The following is a 15,948-nucleotide window of genomic DNA, read 5'->3' on the forward strand; positions in this document are numbered from 1 at the left end:
ATCTGGTGCGCGCGGATCGGCGGTTCGCCACCGGCGGCGGCCTGGTTGCGCGCCTCAGCGCCCCCGCGATCACGCGGGTGCTCGACCAGATCGACCGGCGGCTCGAATGCGGCGGGCTCGAGACGACGCTCCCGGACGGGTCGAATCGCCGCCTCGGCTTCCGCGCCAGGGGGGCGCATGCGGCCGTCCATATCTCGAGCTGGATGGCACTCGTGCGGCTCGCGACCTCCGGCTCGGTCGGCTGGTACAAGGCGTGGGCGCTCGGTGAGTGGTCGAGCTCAGATCCGGTCGCGCTATTCGAAATCTTCTCTGCGAATTCAGCGCCGCTCGGCGACATCGGCCGTGCGAAAGGGGCGTTCCGCTGGGTCAACGCGCTCGCGCATCGGTTGCGCGACAACGCCCCACGCAAGGCGCGACAGAACATCGCCGCCCATTACGACCTCGGCAATGACTTCTATTCCGCCTGGCTCGATGCGACCATGACCTATTCGAGCGCGCGCTTTGCGAACCCGCACGACAGCCTGGAAGCCGCGCAGCTCCGCAAGATACACACGCTCCTCGACCGCCTCGACCTCAAGGCTGGTCACCGACTGCTGGACATCGGCTGCGGCTGGGGGACGCTGGCGATAGAGGCTGCCAGGCGCGGCGCGTCGGTGGTCGGACTCACGCTCTCCGCCGAACAAAAGGCATGGGCGGAGCGCAAGATCGGCGAAGCGGGCCTGAGCGGCCAAATCGAAATTCGCCTGCAGGACTATCGCGAGACCGCCGAGCAGTTCGACGCGGTCGCCTCGGTGGAAATGGTCGAAGCGGTCGGACAGCGCTGGTGGGGTGCCTACCTCGACAGCATCGCGCGCAACCTCAAAAGCGGTGGCCGCGCCGCGCTGCAGTTCATCAGCATCCGCCATCACATGTTCGACGGCTATGCCCGCAACGCCGATTTCATCCAGACCTACATCTTCCCCGGTGGCTGCCTGCTCGACGAGCCTCGGTTCGCCGCGCTCGCCAGCGAGCGGGGCTTGTCCTGGGAGGATCGCGACGGATTCGGCCGCGATTATGCCGAGACGTTGAAGCGCTGGCGCGAACACTACAACCAAGCGGTTGCGCGCGGCGCGCTGAAAGGCTTCGCCGAGCCGTTCCACGACCTGTGGCGCTACTATCTCATGTATTGCGAAGGCGGCTTTCGCGGGGGCGCCATCGACGTCGCCCAGGTGACGATCATCAGGAGCTAGCCTCGCGTCCCGGCGCGACGAACGACCGCATCACCTGCTCGGTCAGGCGGGCGCAATCGACGCCAGCGAACGGGAAGGTGCCGGTCAACGCCGAGCGCACTTCGGGGGCGAGCGCCTGCTGCAGCTTCTTTCGGGCACGCATCAGCCGCGTCTTCACCGTGCCCGTGGGGATATCGAGTGTGTAGGCCGTATCCTCGACCGACACGCCCTCGATTTCGTGGAGCACGAAGACGGTTCGGAAACTTTCCGGCAAATCGCCGATCGCCCGTTCGAGGATTGACCGCAGTTGCTCGCGCGCCGCTTCCGCTTCGGGGCTCGGCGCCTGCGATCCCTTGGCCAGCTGCTCACGATAGGTTTCGAGCACCTGTACTCCTTCCGCTTCGAGGTGCTTGCGCCGCCGCTGCTGCACGCGCCGCCGCGCGAGCGCCTCGTTGATCGTGATTCGCGTCAGCCACGTGGTAAGAGTCGACCGGGCTTCGAAGGAGCCGATCGCGCGCAGTGCGCTGGCATAAGCGGATTGCAGCACGTCCTCCGCTTCCTGCCGGTTCTTGAGGATGCTCCAGGCGGTTCGAAACAGGCGCTGGTTGTTGGCGGTGACGAGGTGCCGAACGGCTTCGCCATCGCCCGCGGCGCAGCAGCGTGCCAGATCGGCGTCGCTCATGGCGGCATAATCGAGTGCAAGTGGCCGCTTCGTGCTCATTTCGCGATCATACTCCCGCGCATGCCTGGATGATACTTGCAGTAAAAGTCCGCCTTGCCGGCAGAGTTTACCTTCAGGCTGCCTTTGGCGCCCGGCATCAGGTCCAGGTTGAAGCGGTTCTTCGTCTCGGTGACGGTGTGCCGGAACATGTCGTTGTTCAGGAACACCACGGTGTCGCCGACCTTCAGCGGCGGCACCGGGGCGTATTTCATCTTGTCGATCACCACTACGTGCGTAGCGGCTGCTGCCGGCATCGGGGGGGCAACCGGCAGCAGCGCGCCGGCAACCACGGCGAACAGGGGTATGCGCCGCGGGAGCAAGCTCATTTCAGTTTCGCCGCGACCTGCTCGGCGTGGGCCTGGTGCTCCTGGAAGAGCGACAGCCCGGTCTCGAGCAGCGATTTCAGCTCTGCGTTGTCCGCGGACGGGATCAGCGTCGACTTGAGCGCGCCGTTGACGGCCTTGTGAAAGGCAACCTCGTTGTTGAGATATTCGCGATCGTACGCAGCGCCCTTCAGCTTGCTCAGCTTCGCGAGTTCTGCGTTGGCGGATTTGCTGAGGCTCGCGCTCGTCGCGTTCGCTTCCGGCGTCACATGCAGCTTCTTGACCAGCGCGAGCGCCTTGGCGTTCACCGCCTCGTGGTCGCGCACCATCTGCTGCGCGAAGTCCCGCACCGTCGCGTTGTGCGACACTTTCAGCGCCTGCTTGGCCGCGGCAATATCGATGCTTCCGGCGGTGTAGGCGATGTGGGCGATCTGCGGGTCGGTCGGCCCGGCGGCCGCCTGCGCCGGAGCAGAAATGGCGAGCGCGCCTGCGGCGGCAGCAATGAAGAGAGCAGCTCTTGTCATGGAAAGTCTCCCGATGTTCTACGGAGACTTTGACGGCACCGTCAGGAATAAGGTTCCCGAAGCTCCTCGAATTACAAAGCCGCTCGGCGCCGCCGCCCGTTTAAGGGACGACCGGCTGCAACGCTCTTCGTGCCGCGGCGCGTTGCTCGTCGCTGAGCCAGTTGACCTGCAGGACCTTGAAGTCGCCTGTCGTCGTGGCGAGGGCGTTGTAGCCGCCCTCCAGGCTCAGCCACTCGATCGTCCGCGTGGCGCGCGGACGCACCGCCCCGGTGACGCGAAGTTCCACGGCGTCGGCCGCCGGAGTGTAATCCATTTCGTCCGACGCCAGGCCGCAGATCCGCGGGTTGTTGTTGGGACTAGGCTCGTAAGTCAGCAGGTAAAGGAAGGCGCGGCCGGGGCCGTTCAGCCGCCACACCTGTCCAGACGCGGGCCTGCCGAGGCTCTGCTGCAGCGCGCCCGGAAGTGCATCGAAGCTGATTTGGGCAGCCGAGCCGGGCGCCAGCTTCGCCTCGCCATCGAGGCACGCCGCTTCGAAGACCTTCGGCAATTCGGCCGCTGCGAGATTCGCCGCGGGAAGGCTTGCTCCGGCGCTCATCAGGAGCGCAGCAATTGTACCGACCATGTCACTCCCCCTTCAGAACGAGGGCGAATCGTGCCCCGCCGCGAATATAGCATAGCTGGAGGGAAGGGGTTCAGGCCTCAACGCGCAGCTTTTCGCCGCTCGGGGTGTCGGCGGTCAGGCGCTCCACGATGGCGCCCGCCACCACCTCCGGCGGCTTCACGCTCTCCGGCTCTTCGCCGGGGAAAGCGAGCGCGCGCATGCGGGTTCGCGTTGCGCCCGGGTCGATGATGTGGACACGCAGCCGCCCGGTATATTCGGTCTCGTCGGCATAAGCGCCGAGCAGCGCTTCGAGCGCAGCCTTGGACGATCCGTACGCCCCCCAAAAGGCGCGCGGATCGGCGCCGACCGAGGAACTGAGCGCGACTACGTCGGCCCGGTCGGCCCGCTTGAGCAGCGGATCGAACGCGGCGATCAGTGCCTGGTTGGCGAGCAGGTTGAGGCTCAAAAGGCGCGAATATTCCTTCGGGTCGATGTCCTGCACGGGCGACAGCGATCCCAGCATCGCGGCATTCAGCACGAGGATGTCGAGCTTGTCCCAGCGCTCGCCGATCGCCACCGCGATCTTGCCGATGCTCTCGCCTTCGGTGAGATCGAGCGGCGCGATCGTCGCAGTGCCGCCGGCCTGGTGAATGCGCTCCTCGACCTCCTCGAGCGCCGAGGCGGTGCGCGCGACGAGAACCACGTGCGCCCCTTCGGCGGCGAGCGCCTCCGCGGTCGCGGCACCGATGCCGCGCGATGCGCCGGTGACAAGGGCGAGCTTGCCCTCGAGCGGTTTGCTTTGAGTCATCGACGGGTCCCTACTGCAGAGGAGCGCATCTTCAAATCATCATCCCCGCGGAAGCGGGGGCCCAGCACAAGAGAAGAAAGCCAGGTTCCCGCTTTCGCGGGAATGACGAAAATTGTCAGCGGCTCGCCACCAATGCCAGCGGCGCGCCTTTCTCCTTCTCCGACACGTCGGTGAGCGTGGTCGGATAGACGCCGGTGAAGCAGGCGTCGCAGCGCTGCGGCTGCGCAGCATCGCGCTCCTGCCCGAGCGCCCGATACAGCCCCTCGATCGAAATGAAGGCCAGACTGTCGGCGTTGATGTAGTCGCGCATCTGATCGACATTCATCTGCGCTGCGAGCAGCTTGGCGCGCTCGGGCGTGTCGACACCGTAGAAACAGCTGTGCTTGGTCGGCGGAGAAGCGATCCGCATGTGGACCTCGCGGGCGCCTGCGTCGCGCATCATCTGGACCAGCTTCACGCTCGTCGTGCCGCGCACGATCGAATCGTCGACCAGCACGATCCTCTTGCCGTCGACCAGCGCCGAATTGGCGTTGTGCTTGAGCTTGACGCCGAGGTGCCGGACTTCCTGGCTCGGCTGGATGAAAGTCCGCCCGACATAATGCGAACGAATGATCCCGAGCTCGAACGGGATTCCGCTTTCCTGCGAAAAGCCGAGTGCCGCCGGAACGCCGCTGTCGGGCACCGGGACGACGTAATCGGCCTCCACCGGCGCCTCGCGCGAAAGCTCGGCGCCAATGTTCTTGCGGACTTCATAGACCGAAACACCCTCGGCGATGCTGTCGGGGCGCGAGAAATAGACGTGCTCGAAGATGCACGGCCGCGATTTCATGTTCTCGAACGGCCGGAAGGAGCGGATGCCGCCATCGTTGACGATGATGACCTCGCCGGGATCGACGTCGCGCAGGAAGCTCGCGCCGATCACGTCGAGTGCCACGGTCTCGCTCGCGAAAATCGTCGCCTCGCCGAGCTTGCCCATGACCAGCGGCCGGATGCCGAGCGGATCACGGCAGGCGATCAGGCCTTCCTCGGTCAGCACTACGAGCGAATAGGCGCCTTCGACTTGTTTCAGCGCATCGGTGAGCCGGTCCAGTGTATTGGTGAAATGGGAGGTCGCGACGAGGTGGATGATCACCTCTGTGTCGCTGGTCGACTGGAAGATTGAGCCGCGTCGGTTGAGAGTCCGCCGAAGCTTCATGGCGTTGGAGAGGTTGCCGTTGTGCGCGACCGCGAACCCGCCCTCGGCGAGCTCGGCGAACAGAGGCTGCACGTTGCGTAGCGCGGTTTCGCCCGTCGTCGAATAGCGGACGTGTCCGATGGAGGAGCGGCCGGCGAGGCGGCGGATCACATCGTCGCGGTCGAAATTCCCGGCGACATGGCCCATTGCGCGGTGCGAGTGGAAATATTGGCCGTCGAAGCTGGTGATTCCGGCCGCTTCCTGGCCGCGGTGCTGGAGCGCGTGAAGCCCCAGAGCGACGAAGCTTGCCGCATTGTCGGCGCCCCAGATTCCGAAAACGCCGCACTCCTCGCGCAGCTTGTCGTCATCGAACGGATTGGTCGTCAGCATCGGTCCGGGTTCTCGCCTCCCAAAGGGACGGGTCCCTCACGAGGGACTGTCCCTGAAACTCACGCCCGCCATATAGGCGGCGGGCCGGTCCTTGTCGCCCCTCGCCTGAATAAATCGTGAAATCTTAACCGCTTAGAGGGCTTAACCCTTGTAAAGGGCCGGGAATTTTTGTCGCAGTGCGGCAATCTTCGGCCGATCGTTGACGACGATGTACGGGAAGTTGGGGTGCTTCTCGGCGAAGCTCTGGTGATAGGATTCGGCAGGGTAAAAGGCGCCATGCTCAATCCGGGTGGCGATCGGCGCTCGCCAGATGCGGGCGGCGTTGAGGTGCTGGATATAGGCGCGGGCGAACTTCTCCTGCGCGGCGTTCTGCGGATAGATTGCGGAGCGATAGCTCGGCCCGGTGTCGGGCCCTTGCCGATTTACCTGCGTCGGGTCGTGCGCGACCGTGAAATAGATCTGCAGAAGCTTGCCGTAGCTGATCTTCGAGGGATCGTAGCTGATCTTCACCGCTTCCGCATGCCCGGTCCCCTCTGAGCTGACCTTGTCGTAACGCGCATCTTTGGCGCTTCCGCCGGCATAGCCCGAGGTGACGGCGCTGACGCCCTTCACATGCTCGAACACCAACTCCATGCCCCAGAAGCAACCGCCGGCGAGCACCGCCGTTTCCGTCCGCGCCGGCGCACCGGTCGCTCCGCCGAGGGGAAGGGTCAGCAAGGCTCCGGCAAGCAAAGCGGCGGTGCGTCTCATCGGTCCTCTCCTCCAATGCGCTTCACTATGCGAAATCCGCTGAACATCGGATGCACATGCTGGACGGCAGTTCGGTTGCTCAATAGGACTATACTGACAAAGGAGTAAGTTCGCATGCCGATCTACCACGCGCCCGTTCGGGAAACGCGCTTCATCCTCGACGAGGTGCTTGGGCTCAGCCGCTATTCCAACCTGCCGGGTTTCGCGAATGCTTCGCCCGACGTGGTCGAGGCGATTCTCGAAGAAGCGGGGCGCTTTTGCGAGGAAGTGCTGCAGCCGCTCAACCGGGTTGGCGACGAGGTCGGCTGCAAGCGCGCCGACGACGGTTCGGTGACGACGCCGCCGGGCTTTAAGGAAGCGTACGAGCAATGGTGCGAGGCAGGCTGGCCGACGCTCACCGCTCCCGAGGAATATGGCGGGCAGGGCCTTCCTCAGGTGATCGGAACCGCGATCGGAGAATATGTCCTTTCCGCCAACCACAGCTTCGAGATGTACCAGGGCCTGACCGCCGGAGCGATCGCGTCGCTGCTGGTCAAGGCGTCGGATGAGCTGAAGCAGCGCTTCGTTCCGAACATGGTGACCGGAAAATGGACCGGCACAATGAATCTCACCGAGCCGCACTGCGGCACCGACCTCGGGCTGCTCAAGACCCGCGCCGAGCCGAACGACGACGGCAGCTATTCGATCACGGGCACCAAGATCTTCATCTCATCGGGCGAGCACGACCTCAGCGAAAACATCATCCACCTGGTCCTCGCCAAGCGCGCCGGGGCGCCGGACGATGTCAAGGGCATCAGCCTGTTCGTCGTGCCCAAGTTCCTCATCAACGAGGACGGCAGTCTCGGCGAGCGCAACGCCGTCTCGTGCGGGGCGCTCGAGAAGAAGATGGGTATTCACGGCAATGCGACCTGCGTGATGAACTATGACGGCGCCAAGGGCTGGCTCGTGGGCGAGGGCGAGAAGGGGCTGCAGGCGATGTTCATTATGATGAACGCTGCACGCCTCGGAGTCGGGCTGCAGGGCCTCGCCCAGGGCGAAGTCGCCTACCAGAACGCGGTCGCCTACGCGCGCGAGCGGCGGCAGGGGAAAGCGCTCGACCCAGCCGAGCGGGAGCCGGGTGCAAAGGCCGATCCGATCATCGTCCATCCGGACGTCCGCCGCATGCTCATGGAATCGCGCGCGTGGAACGAGGCGGGGCGCGCCCTGTGCCTGTGGGGCTCGCTGCTGGTCGACCTGGTCCGCCGGTCGCCCGACGACGCCGAGCGGCAGCAGGCAGACGACCTTCTCGGCATCGTCACCCCGGTCATCAAGGGCTATCTTACCGACAAGGGCTTCCAGGCCGCAGTTCACGCGCAGCAGGTCTTCGGCGGCCACGGCTACATCCGCGAGCACGGCATCGAGCAGTTCGTCCGCGACGCCCGCATCACCCAGATCTACGAGGGCACCAACGGTATCCAGGCGATGGACCTCGTCGGCCGCAAGCTCCCGCGCGACGACGGCCGCGCGATCCGCGCCTACCTGGAGCTGCTCGGCAGCGAGATTGCGGAAGCCAGACAGGGCGGGGACCCGGCTGGGATCGCTGCTGCGTTGGAGCCGGCCCTGCAGGACCTCCAGGCGGCGACGATATGGCTCGCGAAGAATGCTCCCGCCGACCCGGACAATGCCGGCGCCGGTGCCTACGCTTACATGGACCTGATGGGCCTGGTGTCGCTCGGATTGATGTGGCTCAGGATGGCGCGCGCCGCGGCAGAAGCGCTCGCGGATGGCGGTGGTAAGGAAGGCAGCGACTTCTACGAGGCGAAGCTCGTGACCGCGCGTTTCTACGCGGAGCGCGAGCTGCCGCTGTCGACTGCGCTGCGCCGGAAGGTGGAGGCAGGAGCCGAAACGCTGATGAAGATCCCGGCAGACGCCTTCTAGCCGCTACTTCTCCGGTTTCACGAACTTGAGCACATACTGATCGGTGTGCCCGCGCACCTTGTTGTCGAAGATGGGCAGGTGATGGTCGTCTGACGGTCGGTTCAGGAACGTGCCTTCGCCGGCGAGCTGGAACCCGGCGGAGGTGACCTCGCGGATCACCTGCGCCTTGTCGATGCGGTGCACCTTGGCGATGTCGGCGGCCGTCATCCCGGACCACCCCTGGTGATCGAGCACAAGGAAGATCCCGCCCGGCTTCAGCGCTGCGTAGACCCCGCGGTCGAACGCCACCGTGTCGACATTGCCGTACTCGGGGATCTTCAGGTCGTGATAATTCTGCGTGACCCACGCGATGTCGAGCGGTTTGGGGAAGCTGACGGTGCCGAACGGCTGGACATCGAGCGAGACATTCTTCCACCTGCCTTCGGCAAGCATTGCGCGGTCGTCCTTGACGGAATCATTCCAGCCCTTGTTCTCGACTGCGTAAATGTGGCCCTCCGGCCCGACCACGTCGCTCAGCATGCGCGTGAAATAGCCGCCGGCTGGGTAGAATTCCCCGACCACCATCCCCGGGCGAACGCCGGCGAAAGCGAGAGTCTCGGCCGGCTTGCGGAACTCGTCGGCTGCGCGGTAGCCCGCCGGCCGTGCCGGGTCGGCAACCGCCTGAGCGATGATCTCGGACTGGTTCGGTTGCGGCCCGTGGCACGCGGGAAGGGCGAGGACGAACGGGGCCAGGAAGAAGGCGAAGCGGTGCATGCGGCTGCTCCTGCTTGAGGCAGCAGGTCCCGTCGCGCAGTTCGCCGCGGACGAGGAGCGACATTCGACGAAATCGCGCCGCAGTTCTACGAGCCCGAGGTTTCGACGCTCAGGCCATGAACGGGAAACGCCGAGCGCTTACAAAAAGGCGAGCGCCAGTCCCGTCCCGAGGACGACCACCGTCAGGCCCACCCCGACCGCCGCGCTGCGCCAGTTTCCGAACGTGCTGCCCATGACAACCTCCCCCTTCTCCCGGGGGAAGACATAGCACCGAAACGCTACCATGGCGATGTGAAATGCTGACACCTCAGCAACTTAGGCGGCGGTAAGTACGCCATGTTCAACCGTGGTTCACCATGCCGCGACGGTCTGCCCGCCTGGCGCGACGAGCGATGCCCCATCCCCTCCGGAAAATCGTTTTTAGGGCAAAGGCTCCAACCGTGTTGGAAGGAGGAAAAGAGCCATGCATACGATCACGAAAATGTTCGCCGGCGCTGCCGGTCTCGCGGCAATTGCGAGTGCGGCGCCTGCGGCGGCCCAATACTATCCTTACGGCTACAGCACCTATAATCCCTACGGCAGTGTTTATGGCGCCTACAACGCCTACACCCCCTATACGGTGAACCCCGCCGTCGCGGCGCAGCAGTGCACCGCCGCAGTGCAGAGCCGTCTTTACAACCGCACGAGCCTGGCCAGCATTCTCGGCTCGCTCATCGGCATCCCGACGAACAGCTACGGGCGCGTGCTGAGCGTGAACCGCGAGATTCCGACGCGGTCCGGCGGCATGCGAATCACCGGCCTCGCGTCCAGCGGCCGCACCGCCTACAATAATTACGGTCCTTATGGCGTCGGCGCGTACGGGTCGCTCGCCTACGGCTACAGTGCGGCGGCCGACCTGTCCTTCAGGTGCGACGTCGATTCCCGCGGTTACGTCCGCGACGTTGATATCAATCGCCGCTACTAACAGGCGACATTTAGCAAGGAGGAGCGCCGGCATCGCCGGCGCTCTTTTTGTGCGCATGGGCCAAGCCGCTGCGAGGAGATGAGGAATCGGACATTGCAGGTTCAGCCGCGCGGCGGATAAACAGTTGGACGACTTGTGCGTTCATGACGTCAGCGGGCGCCAATGCCGCGTCATCTGGAAACGAAGGGATCAATGGGTAAGCTTCTGCGCGGCGCTCAGCCGCTGAACGGGTTTCTCGCGCTCGGCCTTGCCGCAGCGCTGGCGTTGCCACTGGCGGGCGCCGCGACGCCGGCGCCGGCGGCGGCAGCTTCATCGCGCTCGTCTCAAGGCGAGGTCGCAGCCTTCTATCGCGCCCGCGGCGGAGCGCCGCTGTGGTTTTCGCCGAGCGCCGGAGCCGCGGAACAGCAGCTGATTTCGCTTCTCGCGACGGCCGAGGCCGACCGGCTGAACCCCAAGCGCTACAACGTGAAAGCGCTCCGCCGCGCCGTCGAACGGGCCCGGGACGGAGGCCCGGGTGCCGTGCAGCGCGCCGAGACCATGCTGAGCGAGGCCTTCGTCGCATACGCGCGCGACCAGAGGCACGATCCGGGCGGAATCATCTACGTCGATCCACAGCTGAGGCCGGCTCCGCCGTCGACCGGCGAGCTGTTACGCGCGGCGGCACGCGCCGGCTCGCTGTCCGACTATGTCCAGAACATGGGCTGGATGAATCCGATCTACGCCAAGCTGCGCGCCGCGATTGCCAGCCGCATGTACCGGAGCGAAGCAGAACGCCGGCTGCTCGAGCTCAACATGGAACGCGCACGCGCGCTTCCGGCGGGCACCGGCCGCTACGTGATCGTAAACCCGCCCGCGGCGCGGCTGTACATGTACGAGGACGGGCAGGTGGTCGATTCGATGCGGGTCGTCGCGGGCCGCTCGGATGCGATCGCACAGACGCCGATGATGAACGCGTTCATCCGCTACGTGGCGTTGAACCCATATTGGAACTCGCCGCCGGACATCACCTCCAGGCGCCTCGCCCCGACCATCCTCAAGGAAGGCCGCGCTTACTTCAAGAAGAGAGGTTACGAGGTGCTGTCCGACTGGTCAGACCACGCGCACGTGATCGACCCAATGTCGATCGACTGGCGCGCGGTCGCTGCCGGCCGCGTCGAGGTGCGGATGCGGCAGAAGCCCGGCCCGGCCAACTCGATGGGGCGGATGAAGTTCATGTTTCCCAACAAGCAGGGAATCTGGCTCCACGACACGCCGGAGAAGGAAAAGATCGAGGAAGCGGCGCGGCTGCAGAGCAACGGCTGCGTCAGGCTCGAGGATGCGCCGCGCTTTGCCCGCTGGCTGTTCAACGGCCATGCGCCCAGGGCGCAGGGCGCGAGGCCCGAGCAGAAAGTGAACCTGCCGGAGCCGGTGCCGATCTACATTACCTATCTCACCGCGGTGCCTAGCGGCACGTCGATCGTCTATTTCGACGATTTCTACGGCAAGGATCGGGCCGAGGTGCGCCGCCTAGCGGCACTCTGACCGCTAGCTCGCCTTGCGCTGACTGAGGTACGACGGGGTCAGCATCTGCACGTCCGTTCGCCGCTCCTTTTTCGGCGCGAGCTGCGTGAGATCGAACTGCTGATCGAACTGGACTCCGAACTTGCCGGCCTGGGCCCAGCGGACGATCCCGCGCACCGGCCCGACGCCGACAACGTCGATGCCCAGTTCGGTCCCTGGGGAGACCGGGAGATGGCATTCGACCAGCGCACCCATCGACGAAATGTTGCGCAACTTCAGCTCGACCATGACCCCGTCGATGCAGGTGAGCGCGCGCCTCATCAGGCGATGACGCGGCTCGCGGCTGCAGGCGAAGCCGTCGGCCTCGACCCTGACGCTGTTGGCGAGCTCGCGGGCGATGGATGATTCGCTCGGCTTCCCGAAGATGTAGCCCTGGACCATGCTGACGCCGAGTTCTCGGATCAGGTGCAGGTCGTCGTGGGTCTCGACACCCTCGGCGCAGGTATCCATCCCGAGGGTTTCCGCCAGTGTGACGATGGCGCGGATGATCGCCGCATTGCGGACGGTGGTCGAGGCGGCGCCGCGGACGAAGCTCTGGTCGATCTTGATCTTGTCGAACGGCGCCTTCTTCAAATAGCCCAAGGAGCTGTAGCCGGTCCCGAAATCGTCGAGGGCGAGGCGGACTCCGAGCTTCTTGAGCTTCGCGAAGGTTTCGTCGGTCGAATCGCCCTCTGCCAGGAACACGCCTTCGGTGATCTCGAGCTCGAGCCGCTCGGGCCGAACGCCGGTTTCGCCGAGGTGCTTCCCGACCATGGCCGCAACGGTCGGGTCGTTGAATTGGAGCGGGGACAGATTGACCGCGACCCGGACCTGATCCGGCCAGTGGGCGGCTTCCTCGAGCGCCGTGCGAAGCACCCATTCGCCGATCTTGCCGATCAGGCCGGCTTCTTCCGCCAGCGGTATGAATTTGGCCGGCGGCACGGCTCCGCGCGTCGGATGCTGCCATCGCACAAGCGCCTCGAAGCCCGAAATCTCCTCGCCGGCGGCGCGGACAATCGGCTGATAGTGCACCGCAAGCTCGCCGCGCTCGATCGCCTGGCGAAGATCGTTCTCGAGCAGCTGGCGCTCGGCCGCCTCGCTGTGCATCGAAGGCTGATAGATGCAATGTTTGCCGCGGCCCGCGGCTTTTGCGGCATAAAGGGCGAGGTCGGCATTGCGCACGAGCGCGTCGGCGCTGGCGCGGCCGGGGTCGCCGATCGCGATTCCGAGCGACGCCCCGATCGTCACCTTGTGCCCTTCGATCACGTACGGCCGTGAGACCTGCTCGATCAATGTCCGCGCGAGTGATTCGAGCAGGCCGATATCGACGGCACCGGGGAGCACCGCCTGGAACTCGTCGCCCCCGAGCCGCCCTACCTGGCCGTGGTTGCCCATCACCGACTTCAACCGGTCGGCAACCTGCCGGAGCAGCGCATCGCCGATCGGGTGGCCGAGCGTATCGTTGACGTTCTTGAACCGGTCGAGGTCGATCATGAACAGCGCGAGGCCCTTCTGGCGATGGGCCGAGTTGCGCAGCGCGTCGTCGAGCGTCTGGCGCATCATCGCGCGGTTGGGCAGGCCGGTCAGCGAATCGAAGCGGGCGAGACGGCTTATCTCGCGGTCGGCCTTGCGCTGCTCGGTGAGGTCGGTGCCGATTCCGCGAAAACCGAGGAAGCGGCCGCGCTCGTCGAAGATGGGGTTGCCCGACAGCGACCAGTGCACGTCTTCCTCGCTCGCCGGCCGGACGACCACGTCGGAAAAGGGGAAGCGCGCCGACAGATGGAAGCCGAGCGTCTTGCGCTCTTCCATCGAGTCCGAGGCATGGTCGACCGACAGGAGGTCGGTGAACTGTCGGCCGAGGAGCGCGTCCGGCTCGCTCTGGAAATCGTCGGCGAGCTGCTGCGAGACGTAGGAGAGCGTGCCGAGCGAATCCGTTTCCCAGAACCATCCGCGCCCGCTGTTCTCGAACTCGTCGACGAAGTGGAGCGCCTTGCGCGCCATGGCTTCGAGGTTGAGCCGGATCCTTCCCGTGGCGATGATCTGGCGCGTTCCGGCAATACTGTAGCCGACGAGCGCGAGCGAAAGGATGGCGACCCCGCTGGAAATGATCGGCGAATTGGCAAGCACGGCCGCTGCAACCGTGGCGACCATGGCATTGACCACTGCAAGCGGCGGCGAGCTGATCGACACGATGGTGCCGATCGATATGCCGGCGCAGAGAATGATCTGCGCCGCCGCGATCGGAACGAGGAAGCCGTCGTCCTGCACCGTCTGGCCGAACCACGTCCACAGCAGCCCGCTCACCGCCACATAGACGCACAACGCGCGGATCACGCTGTGGGGCGGCACATCGAACTTCCGTCGCATCAGCATCGCGGCGCCGGCAGCGGCGTCGAGCAGGATGGAGAGCGCAGACGGGATCAGCGGATTGTCGAGGTTGAAGGCGCTCGGGACGTCCGATGCCAGCAGCACATAGGCTGCAAGGAAGATCAGGTGGGTGAAGCCAAGCAGGAGAGCGATGAGGTCGAGGCCCGCGAGGCGCCATTCCGCGAGCGAGAGCTCGTCACTGCTGTCGGGGCTGTGCAGGTCGAACCACAAGGCGTCGCGCACCGAGGAGCGCGGGCGAAGGTCGTCCTTCGCGTCGATTGCTTTCACGAACCGTGAGCGCCGCATGGTACCCCGCGAACAAGGGCCGCAGCAGGATGCGGCGGTCCCAATGCGGGGAGCTTAAGGCGTGCGAGTTAACCGGGCCGCGAACGAACTCGGTTATCGGCGGCTTAAGCTTCTTCGGGAAGGAAATCGGCGACGGACAAATAGCGCTCGCCCGTATCGTAGTTGAACGTGAGGATGCGCGGGTGGTCGCCGAGCTCCGGCAGCTTCTGCGCGACCCCGGCCAGCGCCGCGCCGGACGATATGCCGATCAGCAGTCCTTCCTCCCGGGCAGCTCGGCGCGCCATCTCCTTCGCTTCGCCCGCATCGACGTCAATGATGCCATCGAGAATGTCGGTGTTGAGAATGCTCGGGATGAAGTTGGCGCCGAGACCCTGGATCGGGTGCGGCCCTGCCTTGCCGCCGCTGAGCAGCGGTGCAAGCGCCGGCTCGACCGCGAAGACCTTGAGGTTCGGCCAGGCGGGCTTGAGCACTTCGGCGCACGCGGTGATGTGCCCGCCGGTTCCGACGCCGGTGATGATCGCGTCGAGTGGCGTGTCGGCGAAGTCGCGAAGGATCTCCGCCGCGGTGCCGCGTCGGTGCGCCTCGACGTTTGCGGGATTGTCGAACTGCTGCGGCATCCAGCTGTTGGGGGTCTGCTCGACCAGCTCCTTCGCTCGGTCGACCGCGCCCGACATGCCCTTTTCCTTGGCGGTCAGGTCGAATTTCGCGCCATAAGCCAGCATCAGGCGGCGGCGCTCGAGGCTCATGCTCTCGGGCATGACCAGGATCAATTTATAGCCTTTGACCGCCGCGACCATCGAAAGGCCGATTCCGGTGTTGCCCGAGGTCGGCTCGATGATCGTGCCGCCCGGCTTGAGCTTACCGCTCCGCTCCGCGTCTTCGATCATCGCGAGCGCGATTCGATCCTTGATCGAGCCGCCCGGATTCGCCCGCTCCGATTTCATCCAGACTTCGGCGCGGTCGCCGAACAGGCGGTTGATCCGGATGTGCGGGGTGTTGCCGATGGTCTCGAGGACGTTGGCGGCTTTCATCAAGCGGGCTCCTCCGGTGGTGCAGGGGGCAAATCGGATGCCTCGAAGCCTTTTGCAAGGCGCAGCTCCGGGAACCACCACGACCACAGGAAGACAATTGCGATCGCGCCCACGCCGCCGGCGATCACCGCCGGCACCGGTCCGATCACCGCACCCAGGAAGCCGGACTCGGCCTCGCCGAGCTCGTTGGACGCGGACACGAACAGCGAGGAGACGGCGCCGACCCGGCCGCGCATTTCGTCGGGCGTGTAGAGCTGGATCAGCGACTGGCGCACATAGACCGAGAACATGTCGGCGGCGCCGAGCAACGCGAGGCAGGCGAGCGACAGCGGCATCCAGCGCGAGACGCCGAAGAGGATCGTCGCTCCGCCGAACACGCCGACGGCAGCGAGCATTTTCGCGCCGACGTTGTGCCTGAGCGGCCGCATCGAAAAATAGGCAGCGGTGAGCGTCGCACCGACCGCCGGGGCGGCGCGCAAATGGCCCAGGCCCCGGTACAGCTGCTCCTCAAGAATGCCGCGATCGACCTCCTGCCGCCGTTCGCTCGAAAAATGCACGTCCTGTCACCACCC

At 65.4% G+C, this 15,948-nt stretch carries 15 protein-coding genes and 1 pseudogene; 4 read left to right on the forward strand and 12 right to left on the reverse strand.

Features of this window, described 5'->3' with window-relative positions; genetic code table 11:
• The first annotated feature begins 2 nt into the window (after positions 1-2).
• The gene (locus GH737_RS07270) at positions 3-1,229 is read left to right on the forward strand and encodes an SAM-dependent methyltransferase (protein ID WP_155264180.1); all 1,227 of its coding nucleotides are present in this window, start codon (positions 3-5) and stop codon (positions 1,227-1,229) included.
• On the opposite strand, the gene GH737_RS07275 is transcribed toward GH737_RS07270, so the two are convergent.
• The 7 genes from GH737_RS07275 to msrA all read right to left on the reverse strand — a co-directional run bounded on the left by GH737_RS07275 (position 1,219) and on the right by msrA (position 6,499).
• Entirely contained in the window at positions 1,219-1,890 is a 672-nt protein-coding gene (locus tag GH737_RS07275) for an RNA polymerase sigma factor (RefSeq protein ID WP_230558681.1), read from the reverse strand. The two genes, GH737_RS07270 and GH737_RS07275, sit on opposite strands and share 11 nt — an antisense overlap.
• A gap of 35 nt (positions 1,891-1,925) precedes the next feature.
• Positions 1,926-2,255 (reverse strand): cupredoxin domain-containing protein, encoded by a 330-nt coding sequence (locus GH737_RS07280; protein WP_155264182.1) that lies wholly within the window; start codon positions 2,253-2,255, stop codon positions 1,926-1,928.
• Positions 2,252-2,776: a DUF4142 domain-containing protein gene (locus GH737_RS07285; RefSeq protein WP_155264183.1), complete on the reverse strand. Its 525-nt coding sequence runs from the start codon at positions 2,774-2,776 to the stop codon at positions 2,252-2,254. Before GH737_RS07285 ends, GH737_RS07280 begins: the two co-directional genes overlap by 4 nt.
• A 100-nt stretch (positions 2,777-2,876) precedes the next feature.
• Entirely contained in the window at positions 2,877-3,398 is a 522-nt protein-coding gene (locus tag GH737_RS07290; RefSeq protein ID WP_155264184.1) for a hypothetical protein, read from the reverse strand.
• Positions 3,399-3,468: 70 nt separating this feature from the next.
• The gene (locus GH737_RS07295; protein ID WP_155264185.1) at positions 3,469-4,185 is read right to left on the reverse strand and encodes an SDR family NAD(P)-dependent oxidoreductase; all 717 of its coding nucleotides are present in this window, start codon (positions 4,183-4,185) and stop codon (positions 3,469-3,471) included.
• 115 nt (positions 4,186-4,300) lie between these two features.
• Positions 4,301-5,749: an amidophosphoribosyltransferase gene (gene purF, locus GH737_RS07300; protein WP_155264186.1), complete on the reverse strand. Its 1,449-nt coding sequence runs from the start codon at positions 5,747-5,749 to the stop codon at positions 4,301-4,303.
• A 141-nt stretch (positions 5,750-5,890) separates the two neighbouring features.
• Positions 5,891-6,499: a peptide-methionine (S)-S-oxide reductase MsrA gene (gene msrA / locus GH737_RS07305; protein ID WP_155264187.1), complete on the reverse strand. Its 609-nt coding sequence runs from the start codon at positions 6,497-6,499 to the stop codon at positions 5,891-5,893.
• A gap of 114 nt (positions 6,500-6,613) precedes the next feature.
• Between msrA and GH737_RS07310 the strand changes: the two genes are divergently transcribed.
• On the forward strand, positions 6,614-8,416 hold the full coding sequence (locus tag GH737_RS07310; protein WP_155264188.1) for an acyl-CoA dehydrogenase C-terminal domain-containing protein: 1,803 nt from the start codon (positions 6,614-6,616) through the stop codon (positions 8,414-8,416).
• A 3-nt stretch (positions 8,417-8,419) separates the two neighbouring features.
• On the opposite strand, the gene GH737_RS07315 is transcribed toward GH737_RS07310, so the two are convergent.
• Both GH737_RS07315 and GH737_RS15230 read right to left on the reverse strand, forming a co-directional pair.
• Positions 8,420-9,169 carry a class I SAM-dependent methyltransferase gene (locus GH737_RS07315; RefSeq protein WP_155264189.1) on the reverse strand — a complete coding sequence of 250 codons (750 nt, stop codon included), beginning with the start codon at positions 9,167-9,169 and terminating at the stop codon, positions 8,420-8,422.
• A 138-nt stretch (positions 9,170-9,307) separates the two neighbouring features.
• Complete coding sequence (locus GH737_RS15230) at positions 9,308-9,454, reverse strand: hypothetical protein (RefSeq protein ID WP_196233037.1); 147 nt, start codon at positions 9,452-9,454, stop codon at positions 9,308-9,310.
• Positions 9,455-9,632: 178 nt separating this feature from the next.
• On the opposite strand from GH737_RS15230, the gene GH737_RS07320 reads away from it, so the two are divergent.
• Positions 9,633-10,133: a hypothetical protein gene (locus GH737_RS07320; protein WP_155264190.1), complete on the forward strand. Its 501-nt coding sequence runs from the start codon at positions 9,633-9,635 to the stop codon at positions 10,131-10,133.
• Positions 10,134-10,325: 192 nt separating this feature from the next.
• Positions 10,326-11,654 carry a L,D-transpeptidase family protein gene (locus GH737_RS07325; RefSeq protein ID WP_196233038.1) on the forward strand — a complete coding sequence of 443 codons (1,329 nt, stop codon included), beginning with the start codon at positions 10,326-10,328 and terminating at the stop codon, positions 11,652-11,654.
• 3 nt (positions 11,655-11,657) lie between these two features.
• On the opposite strand, the gene GH737_RS07330 is transcribed toward GH737_RS07325, so the two are convergent.
• The 3 genes and pseudogenes from GH737_RS07330 to GH737_RS07340 all read right to left on the reverse strand — a co-directional run.
• Positions 11,658-14,327, reverse strand: coding sequence for a putative bifunctional diguanylate cyclase/phosphodiesterase (locus GH737_RS07330; RefSeq protein WP_196233039.1), 2,670 nt, complete (start codon positions 14,325-14,327; stop codon positions 11,658-11,660).
• 122 nt (positions 14,328-14,449) lie between these two features.
• Positions 14,450-15,376, reverse strand: coding sequence for a cysteine synthase A (gene cysK, locus GH737_RS07335; RefSeq protein ID WP_155264193.1), 927 nt, complete (start codon positions 15,374-15,376; stop codon positions 14,450-14,452).
• Positions 15,376-15,867 (reverse strand): annotated as a pseudogene (locus GH737_RS07340) (MFS transporter); the annotation flags it as partial. The gene cysK and the pseudogene GH737_RS07340, both read right to left, overlap by 1 nt.
• Positions 15,868-15,948 lie beyond the last annotated feature (81 nt).

It is taken from the genome of Sphingomonas segetis (assembly GCF_009720245.1).
Classification (GTDB): domain Bacteria; phylum Pseudomonadota; class Alphaproteobacteria; order Sphingomonadales; family Sphingomonadaceae; genus Sphingomicrobium; species Sphingomicrobium segetis.